Source organism: Methylobacterium sp. Leaf466 (genome assembly GCF_001425565.1).
Lineage (GTDB): Bacteria > Pseudomonadota > Alphaproteobacteria > Rhizobiales > Beijerinckiaceae > Methylobacterium.
In genome coordinates, this window is sequence record NZ_LMRC01000023.1 from 139514 (window position 1) to 165764 (window position 26251).

The window sequence follows — 26251 nt, forward strand, 5'->3', positions numbered from 1 at the left end:
GGCAGGGATACGCAACGACCATGAAAACGACTCGCGTCCTCGCCGCGTCCCTGCTGGCGGTCGGCCTCAGCTTTACGGCCGCCCGCTCGGAAACCGCGCACAGCCCGAACCCGCCCCGTGAGAGCTGGAGCTTCGCCGGCATCTTCGGGAAGTTCGACCAGGCCCAGCTCCAGCGCGGCTTCCAGGTCTACCGGGAAGTCTGCTCGAACTGCCACAGCATGAACCTCGTGCGCTTCCGCAACCTCGCGGAAGCGGGCGGGCCCGGTTTCAACGCCGGCCAGATCAAGGCCCTGGCGGCCGAGTACAAGGTCAAGGAGCTGAACGACAACGGCGAGGAGATCGAGCGCAACGCACGCCCCGCCGACGCCTGGCCCTCCCCGTTCCCCAACGAGAAGGCCGCGGCTGCCGCCAACGGCGGCAAGGCCCCGCCGGACTTCTCGGTGCTGGCCAAGGCCCGCACGTTCGAGCGCGGCTTCCCGCTCTTCGTCGTCGATGCGATGCCCTTCGTCGGCTATTCCGAACAGGGCGTCGACTACATCCACGCGCTTCTGAACGGCTACGAGGAGCCCCCCGCCGGCAAGGACGTTCCCGACGGCGCGCACTACAACAAGTACATGGACGGCAACCTGATCGCGATGGCCAAGCCCCTCAGCGACGGTCAGGTGACCTACGCCAAGGGCGCCAACGGCGAGCCGGTGGTGCCCGAGACGGTCGAACAGTATTCGCGCGACGTCGCGGCCTTCATGGCCTGGGCGGCCGAGCCGCACCTCGAGGCCCGCAAGGCGCTGGGCTTCCGGGTGATCCTGTTCCTCATCCTCCTGTCGGGCCTCCTCTACTACGTGAAGAAGAGGGTCTGGGCCGACGTCGGCGGCGAGGTCCACGGCCTCCAGCCGGAATTGCACAAGGCCGGCTGATACGGTTTCCGCTTGAATAAAGCGGGAACCGTATCACTGAGCCCGCGCGGCGCCTGAGCGAAGTCCATTTCCGCATCACGAAGTGATCAACCGGAAATGGGATGGAGCCTCGAACGGTCGCGACGAACGACGGACGGGCTCGCGCAGGCGGGCCCGTTTTCGTAAGGGCGTGACCACGGGCGCGAAGCAAGCGCCGCAGGCGGCCCTCCTCGACCGTGCGGGGCCATCCACAGCGGATCTCATAGAAGGACGATCGCCATGACGACAGCCGTGCTCGGGGTGATCGGCGGTTCCGGGGTCTACGACCTGCCCGGCCTGGAGGAGGTTCGCGAAGAGGTGGTGGAGAGCCCCTGGGGCGAGCCCTCCGACGCCCTGCGGATCGGCAGGATCGGCAGGACCAAGGTGGTGTTCCTGGCCCGCCACGGCCGCGGCCACCGACTCTCGCCCTCGGGCATCAACTACCGCGCCAACATCGACGCCCTGAAGCGGGCCGGGGTCACCGACCTGGTGTCGATCTCGGCCTGCGGCTCGTTCCGCTCCGAACTCCACCCCGGCCTGTTCGTCCTCGTCGACCAGTTCGTGGACCGTACCTTCGGGCGGGAATCCTCGTTCTTCGGAAACGGCTGCGTCGCCCACGTGCCCTTCGCGCACCCGGTCGGCCCCGTCCTCCAGGCCCGCATCGCGGCGGCCGCGGCGGCCGAGAACCTGCCGGTCCACAAGGGCGGCACCTACGTCTGCATGGAGGGACCGCAGTTCTCGAGCTTCGCCGAATCCAAGACCTACAAGGGCCTCGGCTACGACGTCATCGGCATGACCAACCTGCCCGAGGCCAAGCTCGCCCGCGAGGCCGAGATCACCTTTGCCACCATCGCGATGGTGACGGATTTCGACTGCTGGCATCCGAGCCACGACGACGTCGACGTGGCCGCGGTTGTGGCGGTGGCCCGCGCCAATGCCGACAAGGCCGCCCGCCTCGTCGCCCGCCTCGCCCGCGACTTTCCCGCCGAGCGCGAGGATTGCCCGGCCGGGTCGCATCGCGCGCTCGACGGCGCCGTGATGACCGCCCCGTCCCACCGCGACCCCGATCTCGTCGCCAGGCTCGACGCGGTGGCCGGGCGCGTCCTGCGCGGCTGATCCGCCGGAGGATGCGTCCGGACGGCAGGATTATGCCGGTGACAGCCTTTCCATCGGGCGAAGGTTCGCACTAGAAGGCGGGCACGTCATCCGTCACCCGTCACCATGAGCGAGCCTGTCACGATGCGCGCCGCGAGCATCAGCCGCCGCACCGCCGAAACCGACGTCGCCGTCACGGTGGCGCTCGACGGCACCGGTCGCTGCGCGATCTCCACCGGGGTCGGCTTCTTCGACCACATGCTGGAGTTGTTCGCCCGCCATTCGCTGTTCGACCTCGACGTGGCCGTGACCGGCGACCTCCACGTCGACCACCACCACACGGTGGAGGACACCGGCATCGCCCTCGGCCAGGCCTTCGCCAAGGCGCTGGGCGACAAGCGCGGCATCGCCCGCTACGCCGACATCCACCTGCCCATGGACGAGGCATTGACCCGCGTGGCGGTGGACATCTCGGGCCGCCCGTTCCTGGTGTTCCGCACCGCCTTCCGCGTCGAGAAGATCGGGCAGTTCGACACCGAACTGGTGCGCGAGTGGTTCCAGGCCTTCGCGATGAACGCCGGCATCACCCTGCACGTCGAGACGCTCTACGGCGACAACGCCCATCACATCGCCGAGAGCTGCTACAAGGGCTTGGCCCGCGCCTTGCGCGCCGCCGTGGCGATCGATCCGCGCGAGGACGGCCGCGTGCCCTCCACCAAGGGCTCGCTCTGACCGTTCCGCCCCAGGGCCGCGAGGTTTGACAGGATGCGCACCTACACCCTCCACCTGCCCGAGCACACGCTGGCGGGCGAGACCCAGGAGATCGACCGGGCCCAGGTGGTGCCGGACGGGTTCTCCTGGCCGGCCTTCGCCTACGGGCCGCTGTGGTTCCTCTACCACCGCCTGTGGCTCGCCGCCCTCCTCGTCACCGTGTTGCTGGTGGGTGCGGTCGTCCTCGGCCAGGTCCTGAACCTGCGGCCGGTGGCCGGCGGCGCCGTCGCCCTCCTGATACAGCTGCTGATCGGCCTCGAAGCGTCGAGCCTGCGCCGCTGGACCTACGCCCGCCAGGGCCGGCCGGTGCGCGACGCGGTGGTCGCCGGCAGCGCCGAGGAGGCCGAGATCAAGGTCGTGGGCCGCTGGCTCGATCCGGCCCGGGCGGCACGCCCCCCGGCCGCGCCGTTCCCGTCCGCCTCGTCGCGCGTTTCGGAGGGTGTGATCGGCCTGTTCCCGTTCAGCGAGGACCGGCGGTGAGCGGCGAGACCGTCGCGATCATCGACTACGGATCGGGCAACCTGCATTCGGCGGCCAAGGCGTTCGAGCGCGCCGCCCGCGAGGCCGGCCTCGATGCGACGCGGATCACGGTGACCGACGATCCCGAGACCGTGGCGCGGGCCGACCGCGTGGTGCTGCCGGGTGTCGGCGCCTACGCCGACTGTCGGGCCGGCCTCGACGCGGTGCCCGGGATGGTCGAGGCGATGACCCATGCCGCCAAGGTACGCGGCCGCCCCTTCCTCGGCATCTGCGTCGGCATGCAGCTCCTGGCGACCCGAGGCCTCGAGCACGGGACGACGCCGGGCCTCGATTGGATTCCCGGCGACGTCGCGCCGATCAGCCCGTCCGATCCCGACCTGAAGATCCCGCACATGGGCTGGAACACGCTGGTCGCCGACCGCGACCAGGCGTTGCTCGCGAACATTCCCACCGGCGAGACCGGGTGGCACGCCTACTTCGTCCACAGCTACGCCCTGCGCCCGCGCGAGGCCGGCGACGTGGTGGCGCACGCCGTCTACGGCGGTCCGGTGACGGCGCTCGTGGCACGCGACAACGTCGCGGGCACGCAGTTCCACCCCGAGAAGAGCCAGCGACTGGGCCTCGCCCTGATCGCCAATTTCCTGCGCTGGGCGCCCTGACCCGGCCCCCTGTTCTCCGACCGCGACCGATGGCGAGCTGACCCCGTGATCCTGTTTCCGGCAATCGATCTGAAGGAAGGGCGCTGCGTTCGCCTCGTCCAGGGCGACATGGCCCAGGCCATCGTGTTCAGCGACGACCCCGCCGCCCAGGCCGCGGTGTTCGAGGAGCAGGGCTTCTCCTGGCTGCACGTGGTCGACCTCGACGGGGCCTTCGCCGGTGCGCCGATGAACGCGGCCGCCGTCGATGCGATCCTGGCGCGGGTGAAGCTGCCGGTGCAGCTCGGCGGCGGCATCCGCGAGATGCGCACCCTCGAATCCTGGATCGCCAAGGGCGTCAGCCGCGTCATCATCGGCACGGCGGCGGTGCGCGATCCCGCCTTCGTGCGCGAGGCCGCCCGCCTCCACCCCGGCAGGATCGCGGTGGGCATCGACGCCAAGGACGGCCGCGTCGCGGTGGAGGGCTGGGCCAAGACCTCGAGCATGACCGCCGAGGAGCTCGGCCGTCGCTTCGAGGACGCAGGCGTCGCCGCGATCATCTACACCGACATCTCGCGCGACGGCATCCTCAAGGGCCTCAACATCGAGATGACCCTGGCGCTCGCCCGTGCCGTGACGATCCCCGTCATCGCCTCGGGCGGCCTCGCCTCCATCGCCGACGTGCACCGCATGCTCGAACCCGATTGCGCGGTCCTGGCCGGCGCGATCACCGGGCGCGCCCTCTACGACGGCCGCATCGACCCCAAGGAGGCGCTCGCCGCGATCCGCCGGGCGAAGGGCGGCGCGCTGTGATAGAATGCGGGCCGATGCAGTTGCATGGTGCGAGGCTGAGATGACGGCCGTGACGAAGACCGCGCCCCTCCCGGCCGCCGGTGTGTCCTACACACAGGACTTCTACACTTGGACGCAGGAGCAGGGCGCACGGCTGCGGGCGGGCGACCTCGACGCCCTCGACCGCGAGAACCTGGCCGAGGAGATCGAGAGCTTGGGCCGCAGCCAATTCGACAGCCTGGTGAGCGCGTGGCGGATCGTGATCCTGCACATGCTCAAATGCGATCACCAGCCGTCGAAGCGCACGCGCAGTTGGGCGATCTCCATCGCGACGCATCGTTCCAACGCTGGCTTCGTCCTGAAGGACAGTCCCGGACTGAAAAGCAGGCGTGAGGAAGCTTTGGCACGTGCCTACCATGGAGCACGCCTCGAAGCTTCGAAGGAGACGCGCCTGCCCTTGAAACGCTTCCCCCTCGACTGCCCCTATACCCTGGACGAGGTCCTGACCCGTCCCTTCGCCATCGACCCCGACGACACTCCCTAGAGGGGACGCGGGTTTCGTCACGAAACCGGCGTCCACGTTCCTGAAACCTGCCGAGAGGCCGCGTGCTCAAGACCCGCATCATCCCCTGCCTCGACGTCAAGGACGGGCGCGTCGTCAAGGGCGTGCAGTTCCTCGAACTGCGCGACGCCGGCGATCCGGTCGAGGCGGCCAAGGCCTACGACGCGGCCGGTGCCGACGAACTGTGCTTCCTCGACATCACGGCGAGCCACGAGGCCCGCGGCACGCTGCTCGACGCCGTCAGCCGCACGGCCGAGGCCTGCTTCATGCCCCTCACGGTGGGGGGCGGGATCAGGACCGTGGCCGACATCCGCACGCTGCTGCTGGCGGGGGCCGACAAGGTCTCGATCAATACGGCCGCCGTGAACGACCCCGACTTCGTGGCCGCGGGTGCCATGAAGTTCGGCAGCCAGTGCATCGTCGTGGCCATCGACGCCAAGCGCACCTCGGGCGAGGGCGAGCCGCCCGCCTGGGAGATCTTCACCCACGGCGGCCGGACCCGCACGGGCATCGACGCCATCGCCTTCGCCCGCACGATGGCCGCGCGCGGGGCGGGCGAACTCCTCGTCACCTCGATGGATCGCGACGGGATGCGCTCGGGCTACGACCTGGCCCTCACCCGGGCCATCACCGATGCGGTCTCGATCCCCGTCATCGCCTCCGGCGGCGTCGGCAGCCTCGACGACCTCGTGGCGGGGGTCCGCGACGGCGGCGCCAGCGCGGTGCTCGCCGCCTCGATCTTCCATTTCGGCCAGCACACGGTGCGGGAGGCCAAGCGCCACATGGCGGCGGCCGGCCTGTCGATGCGCCTCGACGACGGCGAGGCCGCGCCGTGATTCCAGGGTTCGGAGCCGCATGACTGAGTTCACCCTCGGCGATCTCGAAGCACTGGTGGCGGTGCGGGCGCAGGCCCCGCCGGACCGATCCTACACGGCCAAGCTCCTGGCCGGAGGCCCGGCCAAGGCCGCCAAGAAGCTCGGCGAGGAAGCGGTCGAGGCGGCCATTGCCGCCGTCCAGGGCGACCGGGCGGGCCTCGTCGCGGAGGCGGCCGACGTGCTCTACCATCTCCTCGTCGTTCTCAAGGGCGCCGAGATCGGCCTCGACGAGGTGCTCGCCGAGCTGGAGCGCCGCACCGTGCAGTCCGGGATCGCCGAGAAGGCGGCGCGGAGGCCGGCGTGAGCGAGCGCGACGCGATCCGGCCGACGCCGGCCCTGGGGCAGCCTCTGGGGCAGGACCCCGTCACCGGAGACGGGCCCGAGCGGCTCTCCCCCTATCGCATCTTCCCCCGCGAGGATTGGGCCCGGCTGCGCGCGGACACGCCCCTGACGCTCACCGCCGAGGACGTGACGCGGCTGCAGTCCCTCAACGACCCGATCTCGCTCGAAGAGGTGGTGGCGATCTACCTGCCGCTCTCGCGCCTGCTCTCGCTCTACGTCGCGGCGACGCAGGGGCTGTTCAAGGCGACGCAGCGCTTCCTGCTCGCCGAGCAGGATGCCAAGGTGCCCTACATCATCGGGGTGGCCGGCTCGGTGGCGGTGGGCAAGTCGACCATGGCCCGCGTCCTCAAGGCGCTGCTGGCGCGCTGGCCCAACACGCCCAAGGTCGACCTCGTCACCACCGACGGCTTCCTCCTGCCCAACGCCACCCTGCAGCGCATGGGCGCCATGGACCGCAAGGGCTTTCCCGAGAGCTACGACACCGCCGCCCTCCTGCGCTTCCTCACCGACATCAAGGCGGGCAAGAAGCGGGTGGCGGCGCCGCTCTACTCGCACCTCGTCTACGACGTGGTGCCCGGCGAGGAGCGGGTGGTGGAATCCCCCGACATCCTGATCGTCGAGGGCCTCAACGTGCTCCAGCCCGCCCGCCTGCCGCGGGACGGCACCGCGATCCCGTTCGTGTCGGACTTCTTCGACTTCTCGATCTACCTCGACGGTCACGAGGACGACCTGCACCGCTGGTACCTCAACCGCTTCCTGCGCCTGCGCCTCACCGCCTTCCGCGATCCGCTCTCCTACTTCCGCAAGTACGCCGAGGTGACGGAGGCCGAGGCCCTGGAGATCGCCGACCGGCTGTGGACGACGATCAACCTGCCCAACCTGCGCGACAACATCCTGCCCACACGCCAGCGGGCGAGCCTGATCCTGGCCAAGGGCGCCAGCCACCGGATCGAGAGCGTGGCGCTGCGCCGGTTGTGAGCCGGGGCCGGCTTTTCAGGACGCCTCGGTCCCCGAGCCGAGCGGATACGCAGCCTCCACCACATACGGCCCGCCGCCCTTCGACTCCCGCGCCGAGAACAGCGCGACGCGGCTCGCGGTGAAGGTGAGCGGCGGGAAGAAGCCGGCCTCGACGAGATAGCCAGCCACATCCATCGCCGAGACCTCGCGGCGCAGGCGCGCCAGGGTGACGTGCGGTGTGAAGGCGCGGCGCTCGGGCTCGGCGCCGGCCTGGCGGCAGATCCGCTCGTGCTCGGCCTGGAGCGCGTCGAGCTCGCGGCAGGGGGCGAGCGTGGCGATGATCGCGCGCGGCTTGTCGCCGCCGAAACTCGCGAGGCCCGACAGGGTGACGGACAGAAGCCCGCGCGGGCGCGACCGGGCGAGGAGGTCGTGGACCTCCTCCGCCAGGGGAATCTCCACGTCGCCGAGGAAGCGCAGGGTCACGTGGAAGTCCGGGGGCGCGATCCAGCGGGCGCCCGGCAGCCCGGCCTGACGGCGCGCCAGCGCCTCGGCGATGTCGGGCGGGATCTCGAGGCCGGTGAAGAGGCGGGGCATCGCGGGGCGACTCCGGGTTCGGGTGTGGGCGGTTCGGTCAGACCGTCTCGCCGACCATCGCCCGCCGCTGGCGGTCGAGTTCTTCGCTGTAGCGCTTGAGCGTATGGCTCTCGGTGAGCAGCCCGACGACCCGGCGGGTGTCGCGGGCGTCGAGCACGGCCAGGGCCTCGCTCTCGCTGCGGTCGAAGGCGGCTGCGGCGGCCTTGGCGTTCATCTCCGGCACGAGGAAGGCGTCGCGGTAGCGCACCAGGTCCGACAGCGGCGGCGGGGTCTCGGCCGAGGCCCGCGCCGCGGCATGGGCCTCGGGCACGAGAACGATGCCGGCATAGCGCCCGGTGACGTCGACGGTCACCACCCGAGAGACCGAACCGAGGGGATGGGCGACGAGGAAGGCGTCGAGCGGCGTCGCGACATCGATCGTGGCCACGTCCCGGCGCATCAGTGCGCCCACCGTGAGGCTGCGGATCCAGCCGATGTCGTGGGCGCTGCGGATGCTCTCGCCGCGCAGGTGGAAGCGCCAGGTGGCGAAGGAATAGCCGAAGGTCTTGCGCACCGTCAGCGAGGAGGCGATCACCGCCGCGAGGACCAGCCCGGTGATGGGCAGGCTGCCGGTGAGTTCGAGGGCCAGGAAGGTCATGGTGAGGGGGCCGCCGATGACGGCGACGGCCAGAGCGCTCATGCCGACCACCCCGTAGGCCAGCGGCGTCAGGCCGAAGCCGGAAAGGCCCGGCAGCATCTCCGTCATCAGGACGGCGAAGACCTTGCCGGCCAGGGCGCCGAGGAACAGCGAGGCGAAGAACAGGCCGCCGCGAAAGCCCGAGCCGATCGAGATCGCCGACGCCATCGCCTTGGCCGCGAACAGCACCATCAGGGCGAGGGCACCGGCCTCGGGCACGGCGTGCCCGAACTGCAGGTGGAGGGCGCCGTGACCGCCCGAGAGGACCTGGGGCGACACCGCCAGCGCCAGGGCGCCGACGCACAGGCCGCCGAGGATCGGGGCGAGGGCGGCCGGCAGGCGGCTGGCGCGGACCCCGGCCTCGACCAGCGTCACGCCGCGCATGATCGCGATGCCGAGGCCCGCGCAGATCAGCCCGAGGGCGAGGCTCGGCAGGATGTCGAGCGCGCTCAAGGGGGCGGTGGTGAAGGTCTCCGGGAGGGTCGCGGCCACGAGGGGCGGCTGCGCCAGGACCGCCTTGGCGACGAGGCTGCCGCACAGGGCCGCAACCACCACCGGCGTCAGGATCGCGATGGAATAGGTGCCCACGATCAGTTCGAAGGCGTAGAAGGCGCCCGTGAGCGGCGCCCCGAAGGCCGCGGCGATAGCGGCGGCCGAGCCGCAGCCGACGAGGGTGCGCAGGTCCGAGCGCCGCAGCTCGAAGGCGAGGCCGAGGCGCGAGGCGAGCCCGGCGCAGAGCTGGGTGTAGCCGGCCTCCAGGCCCACCGAGGCGCCGCTGCCGTTGGAGATCACGTTCTGGAGCGCGAGGAGGCCGGAATCGCGCACCGACATGCGGCCGCCGTGCAGGGCGTTGGCCTCGATGGGATCGATCATCGCCCGGCGCGGCCGCTCGCGCCGCCATGACATCCACACCAGCAGCACGCCCAGTCCGACCCCGCCGACGGCCGGGCCGAGGATCGTCACGACCGGGTCGAGGTCGGTGGCCGCGCTCAGGCGTGCCCCGGCGGGCAACCGGTAGAGGGTCTCGCGCAGGGCCTGGGCCGCCAGGCTCATCGCCGCCACGGCGAGGCCCGCGACGCAGCCGACCACGGCAGCCAGGATCACAAGCCCGATCTCGCCCCCGCGCACCAGCGCCCTGAGCCGGGCGGGCACGCGGTTCACGGCCGCCTTCGGGGCGGGTGACGGTGCGTGGATCGTCATGACCGACGGCCCGACCGACCCCGATCGATCCCCTGGTTCCTACACTCTGCTGTCGGCATGGCCCCATGAGGCGCCAACCCGATCGATCGTCAAGGGCGGCCCCGAAGAAGACGCGGCTTGCGCTTGAAAAGCCGGCACGGGCGGGATACACGCCCCTCATGTGCCGCCGTAGCTCAGTTGGTTAGAGCACCAGATTGTGGATCTGGGGGTCCCCCGTTCGAGCCGGGGCGGTGGTACCATAGGTTTCTCGAATTGATCGAAGGGGTTGGCTTGTTGCCGGCCCCTTTTGTCGTTCGGCATCGCTGACGGGAGAGGCTGCTTGGCGAGCGCACGGTCAGCGGCGGTTGCCAAGCCCGTCGCTGATGGACGAGCACGTCTCGAGCTCGATGGTCACCTGCCTCGCGTCGACCATGCGCTTCCCGTAGCTTCGCATGTCGGCTTCGCCCGCAGCCGCGCGGAGGCTTTCCGGCCGACGATCACCCAGGGTCACGGTGAAGCGAGGCCGCCTGTTCTCAGCTTGAAATCATCGGACCGCGCTCCGGTGCCCCTCGGGGCGGTGCGGAACCGAAGCGTGGTGGTGCCCACGGGAAGCGGGAGCGTGACCGCGCCGGGGCGCTGCCGAACGCGGGCGTCGGTGGCCTCGGAGCCGTCCAGGGACCAGTGCGGCGGGATCTCGACCGTGAGGCCGTCCAGGGCGCGCGGCGCGGTCAGGCGAACCGTGACGCCGTCGCCCTCGCGCCGGGCATCGAGGCCGACGCCGTCCCTGGCCGCCCACCAGGCGCCGAAGTCGTCGACGCTCCCGAACCAGGCCCGGTCCCGCATGGCCCTGGTGAAGCCCCTCACGAATTCGAGCTTGTGGCCGAGGATGTTGGGGTGGACCAGGACGGGATAGATGCCGCCGTCGCGGGCGATCTTGCGGGCGACCTCCAGGGATTGCGGCAGGCGCAGGCCCATGAGGGGCGCCCGCTCGTCCTCCACCGTGAGGGGGAACTCGAAGATTCCCGTCTCGGCTTCCGCCCCGCGGCCGTAGGTGAGGCGGACCGGCAGGTGCGAGAGCGCGTTGCCCGCGGTCACGGACGAGCTGTAGCGATACCCCGTCGCTTCGAGCGCCTGGGGCAATCCGCCCGGGTTCGACAGGTGGCCCGGGCGAAAGCTGACCACCTTGGCCGGCGGCGCCAGGGATTCGACGAGGAACTTGCTGACGCGCAGTTCCCCCAGGATGGTGCCGTCGCGGGCCTCGTTGCGGTTGACGACGATCGGGCGGTAGGCGGGATATTGCTCCTTGCCGTCGCCCATGGGGAAATCCCGGAAGATCCAGGAGTGTGCGACGGTGTGGCTGCCGAGTTCCATCCCGAGCTCCCCGAGCCGCCTGAGATGGGCGGCGGATTCGTCCGTCAGGATGATCTCGTCGTTGTAGTCGCGCAGGTACTTGGTCTGGATGAAGAAGGTGCCCCGCACGCCGAACTCCTTGAGCAGTTCGGCATAGGCGACCGCGTTGGGCAGGGAGCGGGTGAAGTCCACGTCGAAGGTCATCATGACGGCGAGCGCCTTGCCGTCCGGCACCCGTCCGAGGCTCACCGCCAGCGGTTCGCCCTCGCGCCAGACCTGCCGCAGGAAGCGCAGGACGAGGTCGTTCTGCGGCGAATAGGCGTTGACGTAGTCGCGCTCGATGTCGGCGCCGCGGGCGTTCTGGCCGATCAGCAGCAGGAAGCCCGGATCGAAGCCGAGGGCATAGGCCGCCCCGCCCGTGGGGAAGCGCCGCCGTGTGATCGCCGCCGTGCCGTCCTCGAAGAAGGCCAGCGCGTCCGCTGCCTGGCCGTAGCCGTGGGTGCCGAGCTGCGCCTCCGGATTGCGGGCGGGATCGCCGAAGCGCACGGTCTGCTCCTCGGGCTCGTCGAAACCGAGCCAGGTCCGGCTGGCCCCCGAGAAGCTCATGGCGAAGCGCTTTCGCGAGGGCTGGACGTCGCCGAAGCCGAACACCTCCTTGAGGCCTCCACCGAGGACGTTGGCCGCCAGGAGCGTTCCGCCGCCCTGCGGATGAGCGGCCAGGGCCCTGAGTTCGTCGGGCTTGAGCACCAGCCCCGAGACGTAGGGATAGACCAGCACGACCTTGGACCGAACCGCCTCCGCCACGTCCCGGGTGAGCGTGAAGGGCACGCCCAGGCTCTTCAGGCCGTGGACGAGGCCGAGCCAGGCCGATGCCTCGTCCGTGAGCAGGATGGCGAGGCGGGCGGTGTCCCCGTCGCGGTAGCTGCGCCAATCCGCGGGGCTCGGCGGCTTCACCACCGAGGTTCCGGCCGGGCCCGACAGGCCGCCGAAGATGAAGATCCGCGACCGGTAGTACAGGACACCGAGGGCGATGGGTGTGAGGAAGACGAGGACGAGAAGACACAAGCCGACTTTCCGCCACAGGTCGCCCTGCTGCCTCGAGGCGCCGTCGCTCATGGTCCACCGTCATCCAGCCCGCGGGCGAGGCTAAGCCCGCAGGGTCAACGGGGGGTTAAGCGCGATCACTGCCCCGAAGGCGCGATGGCGGCAGCGTTCCTTAAGCGAGCGCCAACCCTCGGGCGCATACCCTGGCGGCGGTCCTCGCGTGAGGCCGCGCGGCACAGTGGATGACAGCGAAGATGAGCCCTCGGGCAAGGCGTATGGCAGGCTCCTTCTCCGCCGTGACCCTCGCGCTCACGATCCTGCAGCAGGGAGGTCCCGCCATGAGCCGAACGGTCGATGGCGGGTCGCCGTACCGGTCAACCCTTTGCCGCACCGGGGACGGCCGGCTGACGATCGCCGATGCGCCGGCCGGATCGACCCCGGCCGAGGGATGCCGCACGCTTTCCCTCCCGGTGCCGCCGGCCAGCGTCGCCTGGGTCGGCGCGGTGGCGCGATCCGATCCGCCGGGACGCGACCGCCTCGTCCTCTCCGGGACCGGGCAGGGAGCCGGCTTCACGGCCTCGGGTGTCGGTTTCGAGGAGCCGCCGACGCCGTCGCGCGCCACCCCGCTGGCCCTCGACCGGTCCCTGATCCCGGCGATGACCGCGCGGACCTTCGGCGTCGAGGAGCGCGCCGTCGTGAGCCGCACCGAGGAGGCGGTGACCCTGCGCTGCGGCCCCGGCGTCAGGCCGGCCGGCGTGGTTCTCGATCCCGGCCCGGCGCGACTGCCCGACGGGGCCCGCCTCACCCTGCGCTGGCACGTCACGGGCGATCCCGGTTTCTCGGCGTCCGTGGCCGGTCCGGCGAGCGAGGGAGAGGCCGCCGCTCTTCCCATGGACGGCCGCCTCGACCGGACACCGCCGGCGGGGGACTCGCCACGGTTCGTCCTGGCCTGCCCGGCGTCCGCCGGCACGACGACCCTCCTCGACCTGCGTCTCGTTTCGCAAGCCGCGAATGGCGAGGCCGTCCGGCCGCCGCTGTCGGCCTGGGCCTGGCGCCCGCACCGCTGGCGCGAGGCGCCGGACGACCTCGTGGCCGAAGCCCTGGCGCGCCGGATCACGCGCCTGTTCGTCAGCGTCGCGATCGCCGAGGACACCATCGCCGAGGAGGCGCGGTTCTCGACGTTCGTCGGGCTCGCCCGGGCATCGGGCATCGCCGTGGCGGTGGTGGAAGGAGATCCCGGCATGGCGCTGGACGAAGGCCGAGCGGCGGCACTTCGCCGGCTCGGCGCTCTCGTCGCCTATCAGCGGCGCGCAGCCCCCGAGAGCCGCCTGGCGGGCGTGCAATACGACATCGAGCCCTATCTCCTGCCCGGATTCCAGGCCCACCCGGATGCCATCCTGCGCGGCTGGGCCACCACCCTCGACGCCCTGTCGGCGGCGGCCGACCCCCTCGACCTCGACCTCGTGCTGCCGTTCTGGCTGCCGCTCCACCCTGCCGCCGGCCTCGTGATGCCGGCGGTCGGGCGCGGGGCGAGACGCGTCACCGTGATGGCCTACCGCACGACGCCGGCCGAGATCGTGGCGGCCGCCGAGCCCCTGCTCGCCTGGACCGCCTCCGCGGCGAGGCCGCTGCATGTCGCCCTCGAGGCCGGGCCGGTGACCGACGAGACCGCGCGGACCTACCGCCCCGCCGACAGCGGCGATCTCCTGCTGCTGCCGCAGGCCGGAGGCGATGCCCTCGCCCTCCTCCTGACGACGCCAATCGGATCGCCTGCGTCAGGTCGAATCTACGCCCTGGAGCGTGAAAGCGTGGCTCCGGCCTCGCGCGTGAGTTTTCTCGGCGATCGCCAGCGACTCGATGACGCCATCGCGCAGATCTCGACCGGCCTCTCGGCGTGGTCGAGCTTTTCCGGCCTCGCCCTGCATGGGGTGATCGACTGAACGCACGCGCCGGCTGCTTCACGGCGAGTTAACCACCATCGGACAAAGCTGTGACCTCGTCAGACTATCCTTGAAGGCCCCCAGGGTCGGCGTCGCGTGATCGCGGCGGTGGTCCGCGTCCCAAGCGGGTTCGTCGCGTGAGTTGCCAGCCTTCGCCTTCCCGACGCCGACCGCTCCGACCGCTCCTGCTCCTCGCCGTGGCGAGCCTGTCCGGGATCGCGGCCGCCGCACCCGTGCGGGCCCAATCGACCGACGACGTCACCGCCGAACGCCTGTCGCGCGAGGGTACGAGCGCGCGCCAGGAGGGGCGCGTCGATGAGGCGATCGCCGCCCTGAACCGCGCGACCGCGCTGCGGCCGGCGGACACCGACACCCGGCTCCAGCTCGGCCTCGCGCTGTTCGCCAAGGGCCGCTTCGACGAGGCGGGTGCCACGTTCCGCACGGTGCTGGCCGAAGCCCCCGCCTACGACGACGCGCGGGCCGGCCTGGTGCGGGTCTCGCTGGCCACCAAGGACCTCGACGGGGCCGAGCGGGAGTTGGCCACCCTGAGGCGGAATTCGCCGAACGACCCCGATGTGAAGGCCCTCGAAGCCCAGTTGGCGGCCGCGCGAAAGCCGCCGCCGGAGGCGCGACCGGCGATGCCTGCGAGTGCCGCGACGACGCCGGGGCCCGAGGCCGCCCGCACGGAAGCCCGGAGGCCCTTCGTCGAGGGTCAGGCGGCGCGCAAGGCCGGACAGTTCGACCGGGCCATCGCGCGCTTCTCCGACGCCGTCGCCCTCGATCCCGACGACGTCGACGCGCAGGTGGAACTCGGCCTGTCGCTGATCGCCCGGAACCGCTTTCCCGAGGCGCGCGCGGCCTTCCTCAAGGCGCTGGCCCGCACGCCGGACTACGGCGACGCCCGGCTCGGGCTCGCCCGCATCGCCTATTACGAGAAACGTCCCGCCGAGGCCGCCCGCGAAGTCGGCATCCTGCTCGCCCGCGAGCCCAGGAACCGAGAGGCGCTCGACCTCCAGGCCCGGATCGCCCGTGCGAGCGCGGACCTCGTCGCGGCGGCCGAGAAGGCCGCCCGCGACCGCGAGGCCCAGCGGATCGAGCGCGCCAGGAAGCAGGTGCAGGAGGCCGAGAGACGCAGCCGGGACGAGGCCCAGGCCCTGCGCAAGGCGGGACGGTTTCCCGCCGCCGAGGCGATCTACCGGACCCTGCTGCGGGCCCACCCGCGGGATGCCGACCTCCTCGTCTCGGCGGGCGCGATGGCCGCCTTCCAGGGCAAGGCCCGCTTCGCCGACGCCCGCCGCGACTTCGAGGCGGCGGAGGCGATCGCGCCTGACTCCGCCGATGCGATCCTCGGCCTCGCCCGCGTCGATCTCTACGAGAGCCGCCTCGACGAGGCTGCGGCGCGCATCGCCCGCGTGCTCGCCCGCCGGCCGGAGAACACCGAGGCGCAGGCCCTGTCGGCGCGGGTGATCCTCGCTCGAGGGGAGCCGGCCGAAGCGGAAGGCATCTTCCGGCAGCTGCGCACCCGCCTGCCGCAGGACCCCGACATCCTGCTGGGACTGGGCGATTCCCTGCGCGGAACGTTGCAGGACGACGAGGCCCGCGTCGTCTACCGCGACGCCGCCGCCGTCGATCCGGCCTCGGCCGAGATCGAGGCCCGGCTCGCGCAGGCGATCCGCCCGCGCTGGCGGCTCGACCTCGACGGGTCGGTGAGCAGCCTCACCCGCGACGGCGACGGCTGGCAGGAGGGCAGCGCCCGCCTCGGCTACGCCCTGAACGAGCGCACCACGATCTCGGGCGGCGTCGAGGTCACGAACCGCTTCAGAATCGTCAACACTCTCATCGACGCCCGCCTCGACCATCGCTGGTCGGATGCTTCGACGAGCTACATCCGCCTCGGCGGATCGCCGGACGCGGTCTACCGGCCGATCGTCTTCACCGAGGCCGGCGGATCCTTGCGCGTCTGGAAGGGCAACGCGCATCTGGGAGCGACCCTGCTGACCCTGGACGCCGGCTACGCCAAATACGACGCCACCGAGGTCGAGACGGCGAGCCCCGGGCTGCAGCAGTATTTCCTCGACGGCCGCCTCTGGATCTCGGGCAGGGTCATCGGCACGCTGGCGAATTCGCGGGTGACGACGCGCGCACCCGACGGGTTCGCCTTCGTGCGCGACCGCCTCGACAAGTTCGGCGGCTATTCGGTGCGGGTGGACGGCATGCCCACCGACCGCCTGACGCTGTTCGTGGGCTGGGCGGATGCGCCCGACACCTCCGACGGCCGGGTGATCCCCACCCGGGCACTCTACGGCGGCGGCATCTACGACATCGACGACACCGTCAGCGTGAAACTGTCGGCCTCGCACGAGGACCGGGTCAAATCTTTCGATCGCACCAGCGTGAGCGTCGGCCTCACGACGCGCTTCTGATGGCGCGTCTGGGCCCCCCTCCCCCCGCGCGCACGACGCGACGTCCTCACGAAGGCGCAACGGTTCCGTGCCAGGGTCTGGCGGACGGACATTTCGGGCCTCGCACGTGTTCCTGACCCTCATCTGGGAGATCTCGCTGGGTCTCGCGGCCCTCTCGCTGGCGACGATGACGGTCCTCGTCGGGCTGCGCCTGAAGAGCGTCGGGCGCCTGCGCGACGAGGCGCAGCGGCGCGAGACCCTCCTCGGCCTGATGCTGGAATGGACCGAGACCGGCTACGCCAGCCAGGCCGCCGCGATCACCGAGGCCCTGTCGCGGGACCAGAAGCTCGCGACGGACCTCCTCGTCGAGGTCTTCGAGATCGTGCGCGGGGAAGGCCAGCAACGGCTGGCGGCCCTGGCCGAAGCGGCCGGGATCGGGGACCGCCTGCGCCGCGAGCTCGCGACGGGGCCGGTGCGCAACCGCCTCGCCGCCGCCGAAGGCCTCGCCTGGTTCCCGTCGGCGGCGACCTCGCAGGCCCTGGGCAAGGCCGTCCTCGACCGGCACGACGACGTCAGCTTCACCGCCGCGACGACCCTCTCGGCCCACGGCAGCGACCTCATCTTCGATACGGCCCTGATCGCCCGGCTCGCCCAGGCCAACAGCTCCCGCCGCATCGAACTGGTGCTGGCCCAGTTTGCGCAGACGCGGCCGGAAGCCCTGCTCGACCTCGTCGTCGACCCTCGGCAGAGCGACCGCATCCGCACCGCGGGCCTCGACGCGCTGACGCAGACCGGGATCGAGGGCATCCTCGAACTGATCCTGTCCCTGGAACACGCGCCCTCCACCGACATGCGGGTGGCGGTGGCGCGCAACCTCGGCAGCCTCGGGCACCCGGACGGCTACGGCACCATCGCGCGCTACCTGTCCGACGAGCGCTGGGAGGTCCGCTGCAAGGCGGCCGAGGCGGTGGGGCGCGTGGGGCTGCTCGAACTCGGGCCGCAGCTCTGCGACCTCCTGCTCGACGACAACTGGTGGGTGCGCCACCGCGCCGGCGAGGCCCTGGCCCGGCTCGGCGACTTCGGGATCGGCGCCCTGCAGGAAATGGTGGCGCTGGCCGGCCAGACGACGCTCGGCCAGACCGCCGAGCACGTCCTTGCCGAACGCAAGCGACGCGCGTGATGGATCGGGAGAGCGCGTGATGGACCTGACCGGCTTCGACCTCTCGATGGGGACGATCGTCACCTCGACCCTCGAGATCGTCCTGCTCATCGTGATCGGCACGGGCCTCATGCAGAACGGGCTCTACGTGCTGCAGCTCGTCCTGGCGATGCGGGAACTGGCGACGCAGCGCCCGGAGAAGCGCGCGAGCCTGCTCTGGCGGCGCTACGCCGAGATCAGCCCGCCGATCTCGCTGCTGGTGCCCGCCTACAACGAGGAACTGTCCATCGTCGACTCGCTGCGCTCGATGCTGGCGCTCAACTATCCCGACTTCGAGGTCATCGCCGTCAACGACGGCTCCAAGGATTCGACCCTCCAGACGATGATCGACGGGTTCGGGTTGAAGCCGATCCTGCGTCACTACACGGAGGTCGTGCCCCACGAGCGCGTGCGCGGGCTCTACGGCTCGCCGGACTATCCCCGGCTGCTGGTCGTCGACAAGGGCAACGGCGGCAAGTCGGACGCGCTGAACGCCGGCATCAACCTGTCGCGGTTCCCGATCTTCTGCGCCGTGGATGCGGATTCCATCCTCGAGAGCGACGCCCTGCTCCGGGCGGTCCAGCCCTTCATCGACGATCCGGTGCGGACGGTGGCGGTGGGCGGGACCATCCGCATCGCCAACGGCTGCCGGATCGAACGGGGACGGGTGCTGTCCTTCGGCCTGCCGCGCAACCTCCTGGCCCTGTTCCAGACGATGGAATACCTGCGCGCCTTCCTGATGGCGCGTCTGGCCTGGAGCCGCCTGCGGACCCTGACCATCATCTCCGGCGCGTTCGGGCTGTTCAAGCGCCAGACCGTGATCGAGGTCGGCGGCTACAGCCACCGCACCGTGGGCGAGGACATGGAACTCGTCGTCAAGATCCACCGCCACCTGCGCGAGCGCGCCCAGGACTACCAGATCGTGTTCGTGCCCGAACCCGTGTGCTGGACCGAGGCGCCGGAATCCTGGACGGTGCTGGGCCGTCAGCGCAGCCGCTGGCAGCGCGGCGCGCTGGAGACCTTCTTCCGCCACCGCGACATGCTGTTCCGCCCCCGCTACGGCCGCATCGGCCTCTTGGGCTTCGGTCACGTCCTCGTCGTGGACGTCCTGGGACCGCCCATCGAGGTGCTAGGCTACTTGCTGGTGCCGATGCTGTGGATGCTCGGCCTGCTGTCGGTGGAGTACCTGCTGGCGTTCCTGGCCCTGACCTTCGTGTTCGGAATCTTCGTGAGCGTCGCCTCGCTCATCCTCGAGGAGATCGAGTTGCAGCGCGTCCCCCGCGTCATGGACCTCGTCCTGCTCACCGGCATCGCGGTCATCGAGAACTTCGGCTACCGCCAGATCTCCAATTTCTGGCGCCTGCGCGGCATGTGGCAGTACCTGCGCGGCGCCCAGGGCTGGGGCGTGATGAGCCGCGTCGGCTTTCGCGGGGCCTGAGGCCGGCCGTGGACAACAGTGTCGCGACGGGTTGCCCACAACAATCGATCCGGATCTCACCTGACCTTTCGACGCGGCAAGGAATCGCAAAACCGTCGTCAAGACAACGCTTCATCGCAAAGATACCGTCATATGATCCAACGGTATCTTTAATGTGCTTGATATTTATCATATATATAGTGAACTTCTTATCGGACGACGGAAATCTTTATCGACTTCGGCGCGCGACGACGTTGAAGTTAATTTAACGAACCGCCCGCACTCTCGGGCCGATGGGCGACCTCGTCGAGGAGCGGCGGTTCAGGCAGGATGGGGATGGCTCGAACCTCACGGCGTCTGTCGGAACCGCGTCATCCGGAGACCGGGATGCAACCGGCGATCGACCGTCTTCGGACCCTGTGCGGACTCGCGGCCGAGACGTTCCGGGTCCCCGTCGTGCGATTGATCTTCGACGACCCGGCCCTGGCCCTGCTCGAAATCCGCATGGGCGCGGACCACCCCGAGACCGAATCGGAACGCGAGGCCTGCGCCCGGATTCGTGGGTGGTGCACGAAGGCGTTGCCGCCCGGCCTTCCGTCGAGCCCCGGCCTCCGCCTTCTGGCCCGCGCACCGGTCGCCATGGCGGACAGGGGCGCGATCGGCAGCCTGTGCCTGTTCGAGGACGCCCACCGCCGGGTCTCGCAGAGCGAGAAGCGGCACTTGGCCGACCTCGCGGCCCTCGTCTCCGAATGGCCGGACCTGCGGGAGGAGGTGGCGGGTGAGGCCCATCCCCCCTACCGGCAGATCCTGGAGATCGCCCAGGACGCCTTCGTGGGAGTCGATTCCGAGGGCGCCATCGTCGAGTGGAACGCGGCCGCCGAAGCGGTCTTCGGCTGGACCGCCGCCGAGGTGCGCGGCCGCCCGATGGCCGAGATCATCATCCCCGAGCCGCTACGGGCCCGGCACGCGGTCGGCATGGCGCGCTACCTCGCCACCGGGGCGAGCGCCGTCGTCGGCCGGTCCCGCCTCGAACTGACGGCCCTGCACAGGAACGGATCGACCTTTCCCGTGGAGATGGCGATCTCGCAGTCGGGCGGGAACGACCGCATGCGGATCTCGGCCTTCCTGCGCGACATCTCGCAGGTGAAGGAGCGGGAGCGGCAGATCGCGCACATGGCCCAGCACGATGCGCTGACGGGTTTGACCAACCGGAGCCGGTTCCATGCCTGCCTCGCCGAACGGCTCGAGCGCCTGGAGCGCGACGGCATCCCCTTCGCGCTGCTCTACCTCGACCTCGACCGCCTCGTGGTCATCAACGAGACCCTCGGCCACAGGGCGGGCGACGCCGTGCTCGTCGAGGTGGCCGCGCGCCTGCGCGGCGCGCTCCGCCAGGAGGACGTGGTGGCGCGCCTCGGCGGCGACGAGTTCGCCATCCTCCAGATCGGGGCGGCCAGCCAACCCGCCAGTGCCGCCGCCCTGGCCCAGCGCCTCATCGACGCGGTGACGGGGCCGACATGGGTCGAGGGCAAGCTCGTCGAGATCGGGCTCAGCATCGGCATCGTGGTGGCGCCGACCGACGGGCGCGACAGCCGGACCGTGCTCAAGCGGGCCGACCTCGCCCTGGCCCGCGCCAAGGCCGACGGCCGCAACACGCGGCGGTTCTACGAGACCGACATGGATGCGGCCGCGGAGGCCAAGCGCAACCTGGAGATCGACCTGCGCGGCGCCCTCTCCCGCGGCGAATTCGAAGTCTACTACCAGCCGCTCGTCGATGCGCAGAACTTGCGTCCGTCGGGAGCGGAGGCCCTGGTGCGCTGGCGCCACCCGCGCGTCGGCCTCGTCTCGCCCGCAGCCTTCATCGCCCTGGCCGAGGAGACCGGGCTGATCGTGCAACTCGGCGAATGGGTGATGCGCACCGCCTGCCTCGAGGCTGCCGGCTGGCCCGCGCACATGCGGATCGCGGTCAACATCTCCGCCATCCAGTTCCGGCAGGCCCGGTTCGTGGAGATCGTGATGCACGCCCTGGCGGAGACCGGCCTCGCCCCCGAACGGCTCGAACTCGAGATCACCGAGACCGTCCTGATGCAGAGCCTGCCGCAGGTGGTGGACGCGCTCCACCTGCTGCGGCGGTTGGGCGTCCGCATCTCCCTCGACGATTTCGGGACGGGCTATTCCAGCCTGTCGTACCTGCGGAAATTTCCGTTCGACAAGCTCAAGATCGATCAGTCCTTCGTGCAGGACCTCGCCAACCCGGCCACGGCCTCCATCGTCCAGGCCATCGTCGCCCTCGGCCGCGGCCTCGGCATGACCGTCACCGCCGAGGGGGTCGAGACCGAGGAGCAGCGGGCCACGGTCACGCAGTACGGCTGCACCGACCTCCAGGGCTACCTGTTCGGCCGCCCGGGGTCCAAGGACGACTTTTCGCGCGAGCACCTCACCGGCTGCAACCAGCATGCTGCCTGACAGGGGTTCACGCCCCTGCTAAGCAGGCTGCGCGCATGCGGCCTTCCGCTCGAAGAGCGGAGCCGACCGAACGTTCGACCCTGGCCGGCGGTCCCGTTCTTCCTTCCCGGACCAGCCCCGCCGGACGGGACCGGCCTGTCAGCAACCGGATGTGACGACCCGATGGCGAACGACCTCGCGCAACGGCCGTTGCGGCAACGCCAGACCCTGCTCGTCTATCTCGGCACCGTCGCCTTGGCAGTCGTCGCCCTGGCCGCGATGCATGTGGCCACCGCGACGGCGCTCGCCACCCGCCGCGACGCGGTCGTCCTCCTCGACCTCGTGCGCGAGCAGCAGGCCCAGGCCCAGCGGATCGCCTACCTCGCGGCCCGAGCGGCGACGGGGGATACCGCTTCGGAATTCCAGGGCGGACAACTCGTGACGCGCTTTGCGCGCACGCACGAGCACCTGCGCCAGGCCGACCGGGCGCTCGGCGTGTCGCCGGCGTCGGCCGAGGCGTTCCAGGCCCTCTATGCCGCGGGGGAACGTCCCCTGGTCGGGCAGGTCCAGGAGTTCCTGACCCAGGTCCGTTCCGCCGAGGACGGCGCCCGGCAGGATCCGAACAAGGCCGACCGGCTGTCGGCGATCGCGCGGTTCGCCGGCGAGACTTTCCCGTCCGGCCTCGACCCCGTCGTCAAGGCGTACCAGCGCAGCGTCGCAGCCAGGGCCGACTCCCTCGAATGGACCGCGCTCGGCCTCGGTGCCGTCGTCCTCGTCGCCCTCCTGACCCAGGGTCTCGCCGTGGCGAGGCCGACGTGGCGCCGGCTGGGCGCCCATGACGAGGCGTTCACCGCCCTCGGCGCCACGGACCCGGCCGGCGGCGCGCTATCGGCACAGAGCTTCGCCAGGCGCGCAGTCGCGGAGATCCGGCGGGCGCGACGCTATCGCAGGCCCGTCTCCGTCCTGGCGATCGCCACGGGGACCTCGGGCGAAGCCACCGATGGCGCGGTCCTTCGGACTCTCTACGGCGAGTTGTCCGAGACCCTGAGACCCAGCGATATCGTCGGGATGCACGAGACCGGCGTCTTCTCGCTGGTCCTGCCCGAGACCGATCTCGAGGCGGCGGAACTCGCCGGCCATCGCATCCTGCGCGTTCTCGACGGGCGCTCCATGCCGGTCGACGGTCGGGTCGTGACGGTCGCCGTCAGGATCGGGGTGGCGCAGATCCGCGCCGACGAGGCGGTCCCCGACGAGGCCCTGGGGCGGGCCATGGCCGCCCTGCGCGACGCTCGGGCGGGCGGCGGGGACCGCGTGGCGGTCGGCGCCACGCGCTGAGCGATGATGCCCGTGGATTACGGAAGGGCGCTGGGATCAACCGGCGACCCGGACCGGCACCGCGGCCTCGGCGATCGCATGGGTATGCGCGATTCGACCGCAGGCGGCGATGGCGCGCTGTGCCTCGACGCGGCAGCGGTCGATCGCCTCGCCGATGTCGCCGCCGGACCGATGCGCGGCCTCGACCGCCTGGCAGGCCTCGGACAGCGCGGTGAAACCGAGCATGCCGGCCTGCGAAATCAGGGTGTGGTTGTCGGCCATGAAGTGGTCGGCGACCTCGATCGTCCCGGCGGCGGGATAGATGTAGGCGATCCGTCCCCGGACATCGTCGAGCCACGCCAGCACCTGCGCGAGGCCGGCGAGGCCGATCAGCTCGTCGAGGACCAGAGCCTCGGGGGCGCCACCGGAGGCGGCAGGCGGGCCCGGCGCCTCGAGCGGAGCGTCGTCGATGTCGGATCGGCAGCACCGCTCGATCGCCTGGAGGAGGTCGGCACGGCGGAAGGGCTTGCCGACGTGGTCGTCCATCCCGGCTGCGCGCAGCGCCTTGACCTGATCTGAGAGCACGTTCGCGGTCAGCGCGATAATCGGGATGCGGGCGGCCTCCCCCGGCAGCTTGCGGATTTCGGCGGTCGCGGTCAGCCCGTCCATGACCGGCATCTGCACGTCCATGAGGACGGCGTCGTAGTCGCCGCCGGCGACGGCCTGCACGGCGGAGGCCCCGTCCTCGACGACGTCGACGCTGTGGCCCGACGCCTCCAGGATGATCCGCACGATCTCCTGGTTGGCCGGGAGATCCTCTGCCAGGAGGAGCCGGCGCGGTCGCGCCGGCGCGAGCAGGACCGGCTCGGGCGCCGCCAGGCTCGCCGCGTCGGCGAGGTCGAGGGACAGCGAGAACGAGAAGGTCGAGCCCTTCCAGGCCTCGCTCGATACGGTGATCTCGCCGCCCATCAGGCCGACGAGGCGCTGCGAGATGGCGAGGCCGAGCCCGGTGCCGCCGAACTCCCGCCGGATCGATCCGTCGACCTGGCTGAAGCGCTTGAACAGGCGGTCGATCTTCTCCGGCGGGATGCCGATCCCGGTATCGGTCACCGAGACCACGACGCGCTCGCAGGTCTCGGTCCGGTCGAGAAAGGCGACGCGCAGGGTCACCGACCCGTCGCGGGTGAACTTCACGGCATTGTTGACGAGGTTGAGCAGGACCTGCCGCAGGCGGTCCTCGTCGCCGACGTGGCAGGGCGAGAGCCGCGGGTCGATCTCGAGGGTGAGGACGAGCCCCTTGTCGTCGGCGAGGCTGGCGACGATCGCGAGGGCATTGTCGGCGAGGCCCCGGATCGAGAACGGGCGCGGCTCGAGCTCGATGGCCCCCGATTCGATTTTGGAGAAGTCGAGCACGTCGTTCACGACCGTGAGCAGGGCGTTGCCGGAGGTCTGGATCGTCAGGACCTGGCGCGCGAGGTCGGGCGGCAGGTCGGTGCGGGCGAGGATGATGCCGGTAAAGCCGATCACCGCGTTCAGCGGCGTGCGGATCTCGTGGCTCATGGAGGCCAGGAAGGCGGACTTGGCTTCGCTCGCCGCATTGGCTTCGGTCGTCAGCCGCTGCGCCTCCGCCGTCGCCGCACGCTCCGTCTCCGCCTGCGCGTGTTCGATCGTCCGGTCGCGGATGATGCACAGGACCCGTTCGACGTGGTTGTGGCCGTCGTGCATGAAGCTCACGAGCACGCTGAGCCATTGGCCGGAGCCGGTCTTCGAGGGGCAGAAGATCTCGGTCTCGACGACGGGGGTCTCGCAGGCCTGCAGCATGGCCGCCTGCAGGTCCTCCACGCTCGTCCTGGGGAACAGCGAGAATAGGCGGCGGCCGACCAGGGCATCCGCCTCGGGCATGTTGTGGAGCCAGTGGGCGCTGCGGCTGGCGAACTCGACTTGGCCGTCGGGGCCGGCCACCAGGATCACGTCGGGGCTGTTCTCCATGATCTTCTGAGTGAAGGCGGAGGCCTCGCGCAGTGCCAGGGTGCGCGTCTCGACGCGATTCTCGAGCGCCCGGTTGTTGGCTTCGAGGGCGGCATCGCGCGCGGTCAGGTCGGAGATCAGGCGTTCGAGCGAGGCGCTCAGCACGTTGGCTTCCCGATAGCCACCGGACGGCACCGCCGTGCTGCGGTCGCCGAGGCGGTGGCGCTGGGCGAAGGCGACGAGCGCCAGGAGCGGACGCGTCGTCATCCGGGCGACGAGGAGCCCCAGCACCCCGAACAGGAGCGCGAGGGCGAGGCCCCAGAAGAGGATCGCACGACGCAGGTCCGTCACCGGCGCGAGGGCGGTGCGGGTCGGCTGCCGGATGACCACGGTCCAGTCCATGCCCGCATAATCGGCCGCGCCGACGGACCGGCTGGCCGAGACGAGGAAGGATTGGTCGTCGCCGAAGGATACGACGGCGGAGCTGCCCTTGCGGGACGTGGAGGCGTCCGCGATGGCTTTGATGACGTCGGGGGCGAGGCGCTTGCCCATGATATCGGACGGCCCGAGCAGGACCTCGCCGTCGTCGCGCAGGATCAGGCTTTCGATACCGCTCTGCCGCTCCTCGAACGGTGCCAGGATCGAGCGCTCGATCCGACGCGCCCAGGTCCAGCTCATGTGACCGCCGAGGACGCCCACCAGCCGCCCCTGCCCGTCGTGGACGGGCGTCGAGACGTCGACGAAGCGCAGGGGTTCGCCGTCGGGCAGCGGCGGAAGCTTCTGGGCCAGGAGAAGGGCTTCGTGGACATCGCCGGCGTAGGGCTTCAGCAGCGCCTCGCGAAACCAGGGCCGCTCGCGCACGCTCTTGCCTTCGAGCAGACCGCCCGAGCTCGCCATGACCACGCCGTTGGTATCGGCGATGCCGAGCCAGGCGTATTCCTTGTGGTCGGCCTGGACCGTATCGATCCACTTGCGCCACGTCGCCGGCGTCGCCGACACGCTCTGGCCCATCGTGGCGAGGGTGCGCACGAGGAGCAGGTTGTCGTGCATCACGGCGTCCAGGCGGCCGCGCAGGTGCTCGACATAGCCCGACAGCTCGTGCCCGATCTGCTCGCGGAGTTGCGGGGCCGCGATCCGCTCCGCCGCGAGGCTGACGCAGAACGTCAAGGCGAGCGCCAGGAAGCCGAAGACCGAGGCGAGCAGCGCCTGCAAGCTGATGGAGCGCTGTGGCACGCGTACGATCCTGACCGACACCCTCCACCACAAAGGCGAAAAATCCTTAGTTT

At 70.8% G+C, this 26251-nt stretch carries 20 protein-coding genes and 1 tRNA gene; 17 read left to right on the forward strand and 4 right to left on the reverse strand.

The genetic code is table 11. The features are described from left to right. The first annotated feature begins 20 nt into the window (after positions 1-20). The 10 genes from ASG59_RS10215 (at position 21) to coaA (ending at position 7462) form a co-directional block, all read left to right on the forward strand. Positions 21-914 (forward strand): cytochrome c1, encoded by an 894-nt coding sequence (locus ASG59_RS10215; protein ID WP_055879558.1) that lies wholly within the window; start codon positions 21-23, stop codon positions 912-914. A 258-nt stretch (positions 915-1172) separates the two neighbouring features. Further along, the gene (locus ASG59_RS10220; protein WP_056280695.1) at positions 1173-2048 is read left to right on the forward strand and encodes an S-methyl-5'-thioadenosine phosphorylase; all 876 of its coding nucleotides are present in this window, start codon (positions 1173-1175) and stop codon (positions 2046-2048) included. 123 nt (positions 2049-2171) lie between these two features. Further along, the gene (gene hisB, locus ASG59_RS10225; protein ID WP_055879566.1) at positions 2172-2759 is read left to right on the forward strand and encodes an imidazoleglycerol-phosphate dehydratase HisB; all 588 of its coding nucleotides are present in this window, start codon (positions 2172-2174) and stop codon (positions 2757-2759) included. Positions 2760-2792: 33 nt separating this feature from the next. Beyond that, the gene (locus ASG59_RS10230) at positions 2793-3278 is read left to right on the forward strand and encodes a DUF2628 domain-containing protein (protein ID WP_056408729.1); all 486 of its coding nucleotides are present in this window, start codon (positions 2793-2795) and stop codon (positions 3276-3278) included. Further along, complete coding sequence (gene hisH, locus ASG59_RS10235; protein ID WP_056408731.1) at positions 3275-3937, forward strand: imidazole glycerol phosphate synthase subunit HisH; 663 nt, start codon at positions 3275-3277, stop codon at positions 3935-3937. Before ASG59_RS10230 ends, hisH begins: the two co-directional genes overlap by 4 nt. Before the next feature lie 45 nt (positions 3938-3982). Continuing rightward, complete coding sequence (gene hisA, locus ASG59_RS10240; protein WP_056280701.1) at positions 3983-4726, forward strand: 1-(5-phosphoribosyl)-5-[(5-phosphoribosylamino)methylideneamino]imidazole-4-carboxamide isomerase; 744 nt, start codon at positions 3983-3985, stop codon at positions 4724-4726. Positions 4727-4766: 40 nt separating this feature from the next. Beyond that, complete coding sequence (locus ASG59_RS10245) at positions 4767-5249, forward strand: DUF29 domain-containing protein (RefSeq protein ID WP_056280703.1); 483 nt, start codon at positions 4767-4769, stop codon at positions 5247-5249. A 62-nt stretch (positions 5250-5311) separates the two neighbouring features. Next, positions 5312-6103 carry an imidazole glycerol phosphate synthase subunit HisF gene (hisF, locus tag ASG59_RS10250; RefSeq protein WP_056280705.1) on the forward strand — a complete coding sequence of 264 codons (792 nt, stop codon included), beginning with the start codon at positions 5312-5314 and terminating at the stop codon, positions 6101-6103. A 19-nt stretch (positions 6104-6122) separates the two neighbouring features. Further along, positions 6123-6446, forward strand: a complete 324-nt coding sequence (locus ASG59_RS10255) for a phosphoribosyl-ATP diphosphatase (protein WP_055879585.1) — start codon at positions 6123-6125, stop codon at positions 6444-6446. A gap of 32 nt (positions 6447-6478) precedes the next feature. Beyond that, on the forward strand, positions 6479-7462 hold the full coding sequence (coaA, locus tag ASG59_RS10260; RefSeq protein ID WP_055881099.1) for a type I pantothenate kinase: 984 nt from the start codon (positions 6479-6481) through the stop codon (positions 7460-7462). A 15-nt stretch (positions 7463-7477) separates the two neighbouring features. On the opposite strand, the gene thpR is transcribed toward coaA, so the two are convergent. Both thpR and ASG59_RS10270 read right to left on the reverse strand, forming a co-directional pair. Further along, on the reverse strand, positions 7478-8035 hold the full coding sequence (gene thpR / locus ASG59_RS10265) for an RNA 2',3'-cyclic phosphodiesterase (RefSeq protein ID WP_055879588.1): 558 nt from the start codon (positions 8033-8035) through the stop codon (positions 7478-7480). Between the two features lie 37 nt (positions 8036-8072). Then, the gene (locus ASG59_RS10270) at positions 8073-9911 is read right to left on the reverse strand and encodes a chloride channel protein (RefSeq protein WP_055879591.1); all 1839 of its coding nucleotides are present in this window, start codon (positions 9909-9911) and stop codon (positions 8073-8075) included. Positions 9912-10073: 162 nt separating this feature from the next. On the opposite strand from ASG59_RS10270, the gene ASG59_RS10275 reads away from it, so the two are divergent. Then, a tRNA-His gene (locus ASG59_RS10275) sits at positions 10074-10150 on the forward strand. 247 nt (positions 10151-10397) lie between these two features. On the opposite strand, the gene ASG59_RS10280 is transcribed toward ASG59_RS10275, so the two are convergent. Continuing rightward, the gene (locus ASG59_RS10280) at positions 10398-12356 is read right to left on the reverse strand and encodes a polysaccharide deacetylase family protein (RefSeq protein ID WP_056408733.1); all 1959 of its coding nucleotides are present in this window, start codon (positions 12354-12356) and stop codon (positions 10398-10400) included. A 266-nt stretch (positions 12357-12622) separates the two neighbouring features. Here ASG59_RS10280 and ASG59_RS10285 point away from each other — a divergent pair, with 266 nt between their 5' ends. The 6 genes from ASG59_RS10285 (at position 12623) to ASG59_RS10310 (ending at position 23018) form a co-directional block, all read left to right on the forward strand. After that, positions 12623-14224, forward strand: coding sequence for a hypothetical protein (locus ASG59_RS10285; RefSeq protein ID WP_156387504.1), 1602 nt, complete (start codon positions 12623-12625; stop codon positions 14222-14224). 197 nt (positions 14225-14421) lie between these two features. Then, on the forward strand, positions 14422-16647 hold the full coding sequence (locus ASG59_RS10290; protein WP_056408736.1) for a tetratricopeptide repeat protein: 2226 nt from the start codon (positions 14422-14424) through the stop codon (positions 16645-16647). Positions 16648-16753: 106 nt separating this feature from the next. After that, positions 16754-17806: a HEAT repeat domain-containing protein gene (locus tag ASG59_RS10295; protein WP_055879604.1), complete on the forward strand. Its 1053-nt coding sequence runs from the start codon at positions 16754-16756 to the stop codon at positions 17804-17806. A gap of 19 nt (positions 17807-17825) precedes the next feature. Continuing rightward, a complete protein-coding gene (locus ASG59_RS10300; RefSeq protein WP_244472231.1) occupies positions 17826-19262 on the forward strand; it encodes a glycosyltransferase in 1437 nt (478 codons plus the stop codon). Positions 19263-19628: 366 nt separating this feature from the next. Further along, entirely contained in the window at positions 19629-21704 is a 2076-nt protein-coding gene (locus ASG59_RS10305; RefSeq protein WP_056408738.1) for an EAL domain-containing protein, read from the forward strand. A gap of 162 nt (positions 21705-21866) precedes the next feature. After that, positions 21867-23018: a diguanylate cyclase gene (locus ASG59_RS10310; RefSeq protein ID WP_056408740.1), complete on the forward strand. Its 1152-nt coding sequence runs from the start codon at positions 21867-21869 to the stop codon at positions 23016-23018. Positions 23019-23054: 36 nt separating this feature from the next. On the opposite strand, the gene ASG59_RS10315 is transcribed toward ASG59_RS10310, so the two are convergent. Next, positions 23055-26198 carry an ATP-binding protein gene (locus ASG59_RS10315; protein ID WP_162245449.1) on the reverse strand — a complete coding sequence of 1048 codons (3144 nt, stop codon included), beginning with the start codon at positions 26196-26198 and terminating at the stop codon, positions 23055-23057. Positions 26199-26251 lie beyond the last annotated feature (53 nt).

Coding starts and splice junctions, on each gene's coding strand:
- ASG59_RS10215 (WP_055879558.1), top strand. CDS start 21: ATGAAAACGACTCGCGTCCTCGCCGCGTCCCTGCTGGCGGTCGGCCTC.
- ASG59_RS10220 (WP_056280695.1), top strand. CDS start 1,173: ATGACGACAGCCGTGCTCGGGGTGATCGGCGGTTCCGGGGTCTACGAC.
- hisB (WP_055879566.1), top strand. CDS start 2,172: ATGCGCGCCGCGAGCATCAGCCGCCGCACCGCCGAAACCGACGTCGCC.
- ASG59_RS10230 (WP_056408729.1), top strand. CDS start 2,793: ATGCGCACCTACACCCTCCACCTGCCCGAGCACACGCTGGCGGGCGAG.
- ASG59_RS10245 (WP_056280703.1), top strand. CDS start 4,767: ATGACGGCCGTGACGAAGACCGCGCCCCTCCCGGCCGCCGGTGTGTCC.
- ASG59_RS10255 (WP_055879585.1), top strand. CDS start 6,123: ATGACTGAGTTCACCCTCGGCGATCTCGAAGCACTGGTGGCGGTGCGG.
- thpR (WP_055879588.1), bottom strand. CDS start 8,035: ATGCCCCGCCTCTTCACCGGCCTCGAGATCCCGCCCGACATCGCCGAG.
- ASG59_RS10270 (WP_055879591.1), bottom strand. CDS start 9,911: ATGACGATCCACGCACCGTCACCCGCCCCGAAGGCGGCCGTGAACCGC.
- ASG59_RS10280 (WP_056408733.1), bottom strand. CDS start 12,356: ATGAGCGACGGCGCCTCGAGGCAGCAGGGCGACCTGTGGCGGAAAGTC.
- ASG59_RS10285 (WP_156387504.1), top strand. CDS start 12,623: ATGAGCCGAACGGTCGATGGCGGGTCGCCGTACCGGTCAACCCTTTGC.
- ASG59_RS10300 (WP_244472231.1), top strand. CDS start 17,826: ATGGACCTGACCGGCTTCGACCTCTCGATGGGGACGATCGTCACCTCG.
- ASG59_RS10305 (WP_056408738.1), top strand. CDS start 19,629: ATGCAACCGGCGATCGACCGTCTTCGGACCCTGTGCGGACTCGCGGCC.
- ASG59_RS10310 (WP_056408740.1), top strand. CDS start 21,867: ATGGCGAACGACCTCGCGCAACGGCCGTTGCGGCAACGCCAGACCCTG.